Below are 9,620 nucleotides of genomic sequence, written 5' to 3'. Positions count from 1 at the left end.
CCGTCCGGGGACACCCCCACCCCCTGCGGGAAGCGGCCGACGGGGATGGGGCTGCCCACCGTGCGGTTCGTCGCGGTGTCGATCACCGAAACCGAACTCGAGCTTCCGTTGGTCACATAGACGCGGCGTCCGTCCGGGGACACACCCACCCCCTCCGGGGTGTCGCCGACGGGGATGGGGCTGCCCACCGTCCGGTTCCTCGTGGCGTCGATCACCGAAACCGAACCCGAGGAACTGTTGGTCACGTAGACCCGGCGTCCGTCCGGCGACACACCCACCCCCTCCGGGGTGGCGCCGACAGGGATGGGGCTGCCCACCGTGCGGTTCGTCGCGATGTCGATCACAGAAACCGAACCCGAGGTGAAGTTGGCTACGTAGACCCGGCGCCCGTCCGGCGACACACCCACCCCCTGCGGGGAGTCGCCGACCTTGACCGAGAGCACGGATGTCGGTGCGGGGGGTTCAGGACTCGGCGAGCGGCACTGCGTCAGGTAGATGCTGCCTACCGCGGCCAGCGCCACCAGCACCACCCCCGCAATGAGCCCGGCCCGCCGGTGTCTGGACCGCGTCGGGCGGGGCTGCGGCCGGGCCTCGTCACCTTTGCGGGGCAGCGGACCCAGGGGCGGGCCGGCCGGCTTCTGCGGCTCGGCCGGTGGCACGTACTCGGTCGTCGGGAGCGATTCCTCAGAGCGCGGCGGCTTCGAGGCGGGGGACCACTCTGGTGGCGGCATCTCCGGTGGGAGAGCCGGTTGCCGCGAAGGGGAGGGATGAGGCTGGGCAGCGACGGAGGTGAGCCGCCGGGCGGCCTCGTTGCCGTCCATCCTCTGCGCGGGGTCCTTGGCCAGCAGCTCGAGGAGGACAGGGGCCAGCTCCGCTGCCCGGCGCGGCGGGGTGGGAGGTTCGAACAGCAGGGCACTGAGCGTGGTGAGAGCGGAATCGCGGTCGAAGGGGCCGGTCCCCTCGACCGCGAAATACAGGGTCGCGCCGAGTGAGAACAGGTCGGCGGCCGGGGTGGGCGCCGCGCTGCGGGTCCGTTCCGGGGCCATGAAGCGCGGGGTCCCGAGGACCTCCAGGGTGGCGGTCAGGCGGGCCTCTCCGGAGCTCGGCTCCAGCGCGATGCCGTAGTCCGTCAGCAGCACCTGGCCGCCGCCCTCCGTAGGGTAGGAAGGCCCCGGGCCGGGGTGGGTCAACAGGATGTTGGCCGGCTTGACATCCCGGTGAAGGACGCCGAGCCGGTGGCCCTCCAGCAGGGCGTCGAGCACCGCCAGCCCGATCCGGGCGACGTCGGCGGGCGCCAGCGGCCCCTGCTCGCGCACCACCGCCTCCAGGTCCATGGCGCCCGGGACGAAGTCCATGACGATCCACGGCAGGCCATCGTCCTCCACGATGTCGTGCACGGTGACGACATGCGGGTGATTGCGTAGCCGGGCGGCGTGCCGCGCCTCGCCGCGGGCCCTCGCGATACGGGTGCCCACCTCGCGTTCCGGGACGTCCAGCGGCAGGATGATCTCCTTGAGCGCGACCTCGCACGCCAACTCCTGGTCGTAGGCCAGCCACACCCGTCCCATGCCGCCGGCGCCGAGCCGGCGCAGGAGCCGGTAGCGCCCCGTGATCACGCGCCCGGCGGCCTCGTTCGCTCCTGTCACGGCGCTCCCTCTTCCAGGACGGGCCAGCAGGGGGTCCCCGGCGAGCGCTGAAAGGCCTCTCTCCACGTATCGCATACCGCCCCAAGAGCGGCAAGTCGCCCTGATGCGACTGCCAGGCCATCCAAGGGGGCGACGCGGCACTGGCTGGGCGCCGGCGCTCGTACGGTGCCGGCCTCGGACGGAGTCGCGGTGCGGGTGGCCGTTCTCCACCGCCACGTTGAATACGGCCGACACGCTCGCGTAGACAGCACGGCGGTATGAGGGCGCCGATGCCGCGCCCGAAATCAGAGAACGCGCGGGTCAACCCAAATCAGAGGGTGAGCTACCGAACGCTCCTGAAATCCGCTCTCGAGGCGTTCCACCGGGCGGATATGGATAACAAGCCGAATTATCGGTGGCTGTCAAGTCACGAGAGGCAGTGTCGTGACGCGCATCGTCGGTGCCGGGCTTACTTGTTCCACGGGCTCACGCAGAGCATATGGCCCACTGCCCGCCCGGAACACCTCCGGCGGCATAGGCCAACAGACATATTGAATGAAGGAGAATTCCCATGACTCGCATTTCTCGGACTCAGCGCATCGCCATGTTTGTCACCTCGAGCGCCCTTGCCGCAGGAGGCGTACTGCTGCCCACCAGTGCATTCGCAGCGACGCCGCACACCGGCACCGTGACCATGGCGACAGCCAGTCACGGCAACAGCCACCACGGCGACAAGCACGACAACTGGTCGGGCAACGGTCACGACAACTGGTCGGGCAAGGGTCAGGACAACTGGTCGGGCAAGGGCAAGGGCAAGGGAGGTGGCTGCGGCAAGCACCCCACTCCGACTCCCACCCCCACCCCCACTCCGACTCCCACCCCCACTCCGACTCCTACCCCCACTCCGACTCCGACTCCCACCCCCACTCCGACTCCTACCCCCACCCCCACTCCTACCCCCACTCCGACTCCGACTCCCACCCCCACTCCGACTCCTACCCCCACCCCCGGCCCCACGGGTCCAATCGTCAAGTGACCAGCGGCCGTCCGCTACAACGGTGCGGGTAGCGAAGGGGCGGGCATCCAGATGGATGCCCGCCCTCAACGGTTGAGTGGCGCCGACGGTGTACCTGTCGTCAAGAAGATCACCAACGACCAGGAGGAGCTGCTGGCCTTCTACAACTTCCTGGCCGAGCACTGGATCCACCCGCAGACGACGTGAACGACCGCTCGTCTTGTCTCGAGCAGCTCCGCTTTCTGGAACGTGTCCCAGCTTGCCGACTTCGAGCGCTCCCGGCGGTGGATCGCAGCCGAACAGCGGCGAGAGGAAGAGCGGCAGCGCGGCGCCGCAGCCCGGCCACCGGCGCCCGGCTGGGTCATCGAGCAGGCCCTCGACGGACACTCGCCCGCCGTGTACGTCCACATCGGCGGCTGCCACATGATCGGCAAGAGGTGCAAAGGCGTCCAGCGAGACCAGGCACTGCGGGCACTCGTCGACGGTGTGGACGCCTGCCCGTACTGCCGGCCCGGCACCGAACCCGGGGTGCTGGACCAGCCAGGGCCTGCCCTCTCGATCATCAGTGCACCAGGACGCCCTACTTCGGCCCCTCCATCAGACTCTTGAACTGCTGCAGATCGCCGCGGACCGCCTGCTCGACCGCGTGGACCTGAGCCATTCCTTTCGGGCCGCCGAAGACGCCGTGGATCGACTCCGGGTCGTATTCCATCCGGACCCGCACCTGACTGTGGTCCTTGTCCAGGGACCTGACCGCGAGCGAGCCCTCCATCGCCGGGCCGCCCTGCGTCTGCCACGCCATGACCTGGGCCTCGCTGCGGTCGGAGAGGACAGCCTCGAACGCCTGCTCACCGCCGTCGGCGGCCTGGACGTCGAGATGGGCGCGACTGCTGCCCTGCGAATAGGCGCGCTGCACCCCGTCCATGAACGACGGGTACTCCTCAACACGGTGTAGCTGGTCCCACACCTTCTGCGCCGGGGCGTTGATGTCGATGTGCTCTTGAAGCCTACTCATGGCGCACCTCGCCTTCTGGGTCGGTTACCCGGGCCCGTGCTTCTTCCAGGCTGCGCCGCGAGCCGGCCACCAGGCAACTGAGTGGTCGGCTCCGGAAGTCCTTCGAGGGTTGATCAAGCTGTCGGCGCGACGGAGGATTCTTCCTGTCGATCGGCGGGTGTGTGCCGGTCGAGTCCGGCCGGCAGACCGTCCAGGCCGGAGGTGGTGAACCTCCACTGGAACGGCTGTGCCGTGGCGTTGTTGCGGTCTTCGAATGCTCGGAGCCGGTCCCGGACTTGGGTCAGGCCGGCGAAGTCGTTGGGCGAGACGACCTTGCGTTGGACGATGGAGAAGAAGATCTCGATCTGGTTTGTCCAGGAGGCGTGGACGGGGGTGTGGACCATGACCGCGATCGGATGCGTGGGCCTGGGCTCCATGGGCGCGCCGGTAGCCGGCCGTCTGCTCCACGGCAACCCCGTGTACGGGACCAGCCGCACCAGGGCCAAGGCCGAAGCGCTGGCCGAGCGGGGGCTCATCTGGCGGGACACACCGCGCGAGGTCGCCGCGGCCGCACCAGTGGTCTTCAGCATGGTCACCGACGACGCCGCACTGGCGGCGATCACCTCGGGCCCGGACGGGATCCTGGCCGGCCTGCGGCCAGGATCGCTCTGCATCGAGATGAGCACCGTGAGCCCGCAGGCCAGCCGCGAGCTGGCCGGGCGGGTGCGGGCAGCCGGCGCTACCATGATCGACGCACCGGTCTCCGGCAGCGTCCCAGCGGCCGAGAACGGCACCCTCGCGATCATGGCAGGCGGCCCCGACGAGGCGTTCCTGGCCACCGAGCCGCTGCTGAGCCAACTGGCCCGCAGCATCACCCATGCCGGCGGGAACGGCCAGGGACTGCTCCTCAAGCCGGCTATCAACAGTAGTAGGCCAGCACGTAGCCGACGGCCGGGTCCGTCCACCACAGGTCGGCCACTGAGTTGAGCACCAGGCCGAGCGGCACCGCAGCGGCCAGGATGCGTCGAGGGCGTCTGGGCCCATGGCGAAGGCAGCCGGCGCGGAGGCGTCGGTGTCTGTGGGGTGGCGGCCGACGAGGGTGATCGAGAGCAGCCCGGAGGGCGCTGGGCGACCGGTGTGCGGGTGGAGGATGCGGGCGCCGCACTCGGCCGTGCCGGAGGTCGCGACGGCGAGGTCCCGGACGGTCACGATAGTGGAGAGCCACCGGGTTGCAGGGGGTTGGCGCGACTATGACATCCAGTGAGCCCTGGGCGGCGGACTTACCCGCCGCGGTGTTCAGTGGCAGCCCGGTCAGCTCGGCAAGTTTCGCGGCGATCGTCTCCCCGACGTCGTCCGGGGTGCTGAGGCCGGTGCCGACGGCGGTGCCGTCGGCGGCCAGTTCATAGGCGCACGATGACGAGGGCGGTGTCGTCGGTGACGCCGTCGGGCGGGATCAGGTCGGTCAGCAGGGCGTCGGCGAGGGTTTCGGGGTCGGCTTTTCGGTGGCGCGCCAGGGACCCGGCGAGCCGGGCGAGGCCGGTGTCGATGTCTTCGTGTCGGCGTTCGATCAGGCCGTCGGTGTACAGCACGAGGAATGCGCCCTCGGTGAAGGGCATGGTGGCCTGCAGCCAGGGGCCGGGTTCAGGACACGCGCCGAGTGGTGGGTCGGTGGCCTGGTCGAGGAACTCGACCGTGCCGTCGCTTTGCAGAAGGGCCGGCGGTGGGTGGCCGGCGCTGCTGTAGGTGATCTCGTGGGTGTGCCAGTCGACGAACGCGTTGGCCACGGTGGTGTTCTCGGCGCCGGCGACGGACCGGGCGTACAGCTCGAGGACTTCCAGAGCCCGGGCGGGACCCTCGGCGACGCGGGAGACAGCGCTCAGCGCGCTGCGCAGTTGCCCCATGACGCCGGCCGCGGACAGCCCATGACCGACCACGTCGCCCACGGCGACCCCGAGGCGGTCGCCGGGCAGATCGACCAGGTCGAACCAGTCACCACCCACGTCCAGCGCGCAGATGGCGGGCCGGTAGCGTACGGCCACCGGATGGCGCCCGACCGGGCGAGGAGTGGGCAGCATCGCCTCTTGCAAGGTCAACGCGACCACGCGGGCGCGGATGAGTTCGGTGACCTCTTCCACCCGGTGCAGCAACAGTGCCACCCGCCCGTCCGCACCGAAGACGGGAATGTTGGTCATGCTCCAGTAGCTCGCGTCTCCTACCCCGGGCCGGCCGGAGCCCCCCAGCTCGAGACGCTGCAGCTCCATGATCTCGGGCTCACCGGTTTCCGCGACCCGGCACAGTGACGCCTGGATGTTGCGCACCACAGCTGCGTCGGGGTGGTTCGGTCTGTCAGCGAAATCGTCGGGCATGCAGCGGCCGATCACTTGCTCACGGGTGCGGCCGAGCACGCGCAGCCATTCCTCGTTGACGTCGGCATAGACCAGCTGCGGGGTCAGGAGTGCCACCGCTCCGGGAAGGGCCTGGAACACTGCCGTGTAGTCGATCTCAGGTTCCGTCATGTCTGTCCCGCCTCGACGCGCTGATGTCTCTTTGCACGGTAGGCGCCGCGAGCCAGGGCGGTGGTGCTCCTCTTGCCGTCGAGCTGGCCAGGTCACACGGGTGGCCCTCGGCGCTTGCAAGCGAGGGCTGGGGGAGCCGGTTCGGTGGCCTCGGCAGGGCGTTGTCAACTTGTCGGGCGGGCTGCTGGGTGAGGGTGTGCCGGAGCGTGGTGGAGCCAGGTTCCCACCCTCCGCTCAGGGTGCGGTGGGCCGGCCGGTGACGCCGTGAACTGCTCCCGGATGTTGAATCCTCCCCTCCCTGGAGGGAGGGGATTCCTGGCTCAGGCAGCCTCCGGGAGCGGCGCTCCCGGAGGTCTTGTGCCCTCGGTACCAGCCGGGTTGAGACCAGCCCGGATGAGTATCACGCGGGCGGAGTTCTTGTCCCGGGGGGAGAGACGGCTCCGCACGCGGTGCGGGTGTAGGTACGTTCGGACAGCGGCAGTGCGTGCTTGGCTCTCGCTCCGCAGGTGGCGCAGTCCATGGTGGTGTGGGCCGGGTGGACCAGGTGTACGGTCCGGCCGTGTTCGCGGGCCATTTCCGTCAGGGCCCGCTTGGTGGCGCCGATCGCCGCGTCAGCGGCTTGGCGGGCCATGGTGGACTTCGCGAGGAACTTCGGGCGGAAGTCCTCGACCGCGATCGCCCCGGCGTGAACGCCGGGGCATCCTCCGGTTATCCGGTGAAGCGGACGGATATCTCGGCTCGATACGGGATGGTGGACCGGCTCCGGAGCCGAGGCCTCGTCGAGCGCGTACCCGACCCCACCGACCGGCGGATCAAGCGGATCGCCGCCACCGGCGCCGGCCGGGCGGCCGCCAAGGATCTCCGTGCCCGCTGCGCTTCGCGGCCGACCCGCTGGTGGCTCTGGACGGTGACCAGTGTCGCGGCCTCGCCGGTCGAGCCGCGTCAGCGCAGGCCCTCCCACAGGGCCCGCAGTTCGCTGCGCGGGTCCTGGTCGATGTCCGGTGACGCGCCGAAGCGGCGGACCGTACGCTCAGGGTGCTCCAGCAGTGCGGGAAGACGCCGCCCTGTCCGCTTTGCCATCCGGGACCAGACCACCGGCGCTGTCGGCCGACCCACCACGGCCCGAACACAGGCCCGGGCTGCGGCCCCCATACCCCGACACACCGTCAGACACCTACACATCCAACAATGTGACAGCGCCGTCGGTGGTGACTCGGCCGGCGAGGCGGGCGTACCCGGCGAGCGGGCCGGGGCGCCGCCCGCCGGACCGTCAGTACCAGGCGGCGGGGGAGCGGTTAGCCCCCGATCCCACGATCACCATCCGCTGCGAAGCCGAGTGCTGAACGCATCCGACATCGTCCTGTTGTGCGCACAGCACGGCGCAACTCATTGAAGAGTGCATGACGTCGTATCCCCTCGAGCCGCCGATCGGAGGGATGCGGCTTTCCTCGTTTCCATGGACCGCCGCGGAGTCCAACGGCCTCGAAATGTCGCTGCTCAGGCGGAGTTTCGCAGGCAAGCGCCGGCCGTTCGGACCGCACAGCGGATCCTCAGATCTCCGTCTGCTTCCCGGCCGGCGGCAACCCGTCGTTCACTGGCCCGTCGCCGTGGAACGGCTTGCTTGGAGCGAAGTTATCTAGACAACTTTGCTCGCCCGGGTATCGCCGCGGTGGTACCTGGGGCGGAGAGGACCCAACACCATGCCACCTCTCTCACAGGACGTCGCATCCGGGAGCAGCATCACGATCAGCTCCACGACACCCCCGCAACGCGGCGACAAGCTGACCTTCACATGGGCGACGGACGCTCCCGACGCGAAGAACTGGGTCGGCGTGTACGACGGCGACCGGCTGCCCGGCAGCGGCTCCCTTGTGTGGGCGTACGTCTCCGGCGCCTCCGGGCAGACGACCCTCGACACCTCCGGCCTGAGCGGCGGGCCGTACACCGCGTACCTGCTGGCCAAGGACGGCTACGGCATCCTCGCCCGGACCGAGCCGTTCAGCTTCGCCGGCGTGCCCGCGCCCACCGGCGACTCGATCGAGCTGACGACACCCACCCCGCACGAGGGCGACAAGGTCTCCTTCCACTGGGCGACGGACGCTCCCGACGTGAAGAACTGGGTCGGCGTGTACGACGGCGACCGGCTGCCCGGGCACGGCTCCTCCCTTGCCTGGGAGTACACCCCCGGGGTCTCCGGCGACATCACCCTCGACACCTCCGGCCTGAGCGGCGGGCCGTACAAGGCCTACCTGTTGGCCAAGGACGGCTACGGCATCCTGGCCCGCACTGCCCCGTTCAGCTTCGTCGTCCGCCCCGCGATCCCGCGCCCGTACGCGGTGGTCGACGCCGTCACCACCGCCGCGCAGACCGCCGGCACGGCCTTCTCGGTGCGGCTCGGCGGCTTGTGGATCAGGCCCGAGGGCAATGCCGCCGGCGGCGCGACCTTCGAACGCGTCGCAGGCGACCCGTGGTTGTCGGTGGCCGCCGACGGCACGGTCAGCGGAAAGGTCCCCGCTCTCGCGCCGCGGACGCCCGGCCGGGTAGTGGCCGCCGTCACCGACAGCGTCGCGGGCAGCGACACCGTCACCGTTCACGTGCCGTTGCGTACATCCCGGGAGCGGCTCCCGCTGAAGGTCGCCACGCTGAACCTCTGGGATGCCGGCACCCACGTCGACGGGTTCCTGGAGAAGCAGCTGCGGCTGGTGCTCACCCAGGGCCTGGACGTCGTCGCGCTCCAGGAATGCGGTGACAAGGGGGCCGAGAACCTCGCCGGAGCGCTCGGCTGGCATGTGCACCAGGCCGGCGGCCTCGGCATCGTGAGCCGCTACCCGCTCACCGACGTCCTCGCCCCGACCGCGGCGCTCCCGGCCGCCGCGGCGACGCTGCAACTGCCCGGCGACCGCACGGTGCGTGTGTGGACGGCCCAGCTGGACGATGCCGACTACGGCCCCTACGCGCTGCTGGCGGGACGGACGGCCGCGCAGGTCGAGGCGGCGGAGAAGGGAACGACGCGCTACCGGCAGGTACAGGCGCTGGCGGCCGCGATACGGCCGGAGCTCGCCTTGCGCAACCCCGTCGTGCTGGCGGCCGGCCTCGCCTCGCCGTCCCACCGTGACTGGACGAGCCGGACGGCATCGGCGCACGGGGGAGTCGGCCGGGTCCGCTGGCCGGTCACCGAAGCCCTGGAACAGGCAGGCCTCGTCGACGCCTTCCGCGACGCCCACCCCAGCCCGGTGAAGGAGCCCGGCACCACCTGGTCCCCCGTCAGGCCGCAGCACCAGGGCGGCGGCGCGGAACCCCAGGACCGGGTCGACCAGGTTCAGTACGCGGGCCGGCTGAAGGTGCTGGAGGCACACAGCCTCTTCACCGGCTGGCCGCGGCCGGTGCCGGACACCGCTGCCAACGGCTGGCCCTCCGACCATGCGGCCGCCGTCGTCACCTTCTCCCTGTCCGCCCGCGGCTGACCCCCG

General features: G+C 70.4%; 9 protein-coding genes and 3 pseudogenes. 5 read left to right on the top strand and 7 right to left on the bottom strand.

The window, feature by feature from the left end:
* A partial coding sequence (locus ACZ69M_RS47450; protein WP_470059921.1) for a serine/threonine-protein kinase occupies nt 1–1,646 on the bottom strand: 1,646 nt, incomplete at its 3' end.
* A gap of 1,066 nt (nt 1,647–2,712) precedes the next feature.
* Between ACZ69M_RS47450 and ACZ69M_RS47445 the strand changes: the two genes are divergently transcribed.
* Nucleotides 2,713–2,847 carry a hypothetical protein gene (locus ACZ69M_RS47445; protein ID WP_352053374.1) on the top strand — a complete coding sequence of 45 codons (135 nt, stop codon included), beginning with the start codon at nt 2,713–2,715 and terminating at the stop codon, nt 2,845–2,847.
* 42 nt (nt 2,848–2,889) lie between these two features.
* The gene (locus tag ACZ69M_RS47440; protein ID WP_470059920.1) at nt 2,890–3,249 is read left to right on the top strand and encodes a DUF6233 domain-containing protein; all 360 of its coding nucleotides are present in this window, start codon (nt 2,890–2,892) and stop codon (nt 3,247–3,249) included.
* Here the strand turns inward: ACZ69M_RS47440 and ACZ69M_RS47435 are convergent.
* Together ACZ69M_RS47435 and ACZ69M_RS47430 are read right to left on the bottom strand one after the other, a co-directional pair.
* Nucleotides 3,221–3,655, bottom strand: coding sequence for an SRPBCC family protein (locus tag ACZ69M_RS47435; protein WP_470059919.1), 435 nt, complete (start codon nt 3,653–3,655; stop codon nt 3,221–3,223). The genes ACZ69M_RS47440 and ACZ69M_RS47435 overlap by 29 nt on opposite strands.
* Nucleotides 3,656–3,768: 113 nt before the next feature.
* Nucleotides 3,769–4,038: a hypothetical protein gene (locus tag ACZ69M_RS47430; RefSeq protein WP_470059918.1), complete on the bottom strand. Its 270-nt coding sequence runs from the start codon at nt 4,036–4,038 to the stop codon at nt 3,769–3,771.
* Here ACZ69M_RS47430 and ACZ69M_RS47425 point away from each other — a divergent pair.
* Nucleotides 4,037–4,621 carry an NAD(P)-dependent oxidoreductase gene (locus ACZ69M_RS47425; protein WP_470059917.1) on the top strand — a complete coding sequence of 195 codons (585 nt, stop codon included), beginning with the start codon at nt 4,037–4,039 and terminating at the stop codon, nt 4,619–4,621. The two genes, ACZ69M_RS47430 and ACZ69M_RS47425, sit on opposite strands and share 2 nt — an antisense overlap.
* 102 nt (nt 4,622–4,723) lie before the next feature.
* Here the strand turns inward: ACZ69M_RS47425 and ACZ69M_RS47420 are convergent.
* From ACZ69M_RS47420 to ACZ69M_RS47410, 3 genes and pseudogenes are all read right to left on the bottom strand, one after another.
* A pseudogene (locus ACZ69M_RS47420) lies at nt 4,724–4,843 on the bottom strand (FAD:protein FMN transferase); the annotation flags it as partial.
* A gap of 191 nt (nt 4,844–5,034) precedes the next feature.
* Complete coding sequence (locus ACZ69M_RS47415; RefSeq protein WP_470059916.1) at nt 5,035–6,150, bottom strand: PP2C family protein-serine/threonine phosphatase; 1,116 nt, start codon at nt 6,148–6,150, stop codon at nt 5,035–5,037.
* Nucleotides 6,151–6,470: 320 nt separating this feature from the next.
* Nucleotides 6,471–6,829, bottom strand: a pseudogene (locus ACZ69M_RS47410) (zinc ribbon domain-containing protein); the annotation flags it as partial.
* 66 nt (nt 6,830–6,895) lie between these two features.
* Here ACZ69M_RS47410 and ACZ69M_RS47405 point away from each other — a divergent pair.
* Nucleotides 6,896–7,155 (top strand): annotated as a pseudogene (locus tag ACZ69M_RS47405) (hypothetical protein); the annotation flags it as partial.
* Here ACZ69M_RS47405 and ACZ69M_RS47400 read toward each other — a convergent pair.
* Entirely contained in the window at nt 7,093–7,230 is a 138-nt protein-coding gene (locus tag ACZ69M_RS47400; protein ID WP_470059958.1) for a hypothetical protein, read from the bottom strand. The pseudogene ACZ69M_RS47405 and the gene ACZ69M_RS47400 overlap by 63 nt on opposite strands.
* A 620-nt stretch (nt 7,231–7,850) precedes the next feature.
* On the opposite strand from ACZ69M_RS47400, the gene ACZ69M_RS47395 reads away from it, so the two are divergent.
* Nucleotides 7,851–9,614, top strand: coding sequence for an endonuclease/exonuclease/phosphatase family protein (locus ACZ69M_RS47395; protein ID WP_470059915.1), 1,764 nt, complete (start codon nt 7,851–7,853; stop codon nt 9,612–9,614).
* Nucleotides 9,615–9,620 lie beyond the last annotated feature (6 nt).

The organism is Streptomyces sp. NPDC107454 (assembly GCF_055582885.1).
This window is presented reverse-complemented; position numbering and strand designations above follow the sequence as displayed.

Coding starts and splice junctions, on each gene's coding strand:
- ACZ69M_RS47445 (WP_352053374.1), top strand. CDS start 2,713: ATGGATGCCCGCCCTCAACGGTTGAGTGGCGCCGACGGTGTACCTGTC.
- ACZ69M_RS47435 (WP_470059919.1), bottom strand. CDS start 3,655: ATGAGTAGGCTTCAAGAGCACATCGACATCAACGCCCCGGCGCAGAAG.
- ACZ69M_RS47425 (WP_470059917.1), top strand. CDS start 4,037: ATGACCGCGATCGGATGCGTGGGCCTGGGCTCCATGGGCGCGCCGGTA.
- ACZ69M_RS47430 (WP_470059918.1), bottom strand. CDS start 4,038: ATGGTCCACACCCCCGTCCACGCCTCCTGGACAAACCAGATCGAGATC.
- ACZ69M_RS47415 (WP_470059916.1), bottom strand. CDS start 6,150: ATGACGGAACCTGAGATCGACTACACGGCAGTGTTCCAGGCCCTTCCC.
- ACZ69M_RS47400 (WP_470059958.1), bottom strand. CDS start 7,230: ATGGCAAAGCGGACAGGGCGGCGTCTTCCCGCACTGCTGGAGCACCCT.
- ACZ69M_RS47395 (WP_470059915.1), top strand. CDS start 7,851: ATGCCACCTCTCTCACAGGACGTCGCATCCGGGAGCAGCATCACGATC.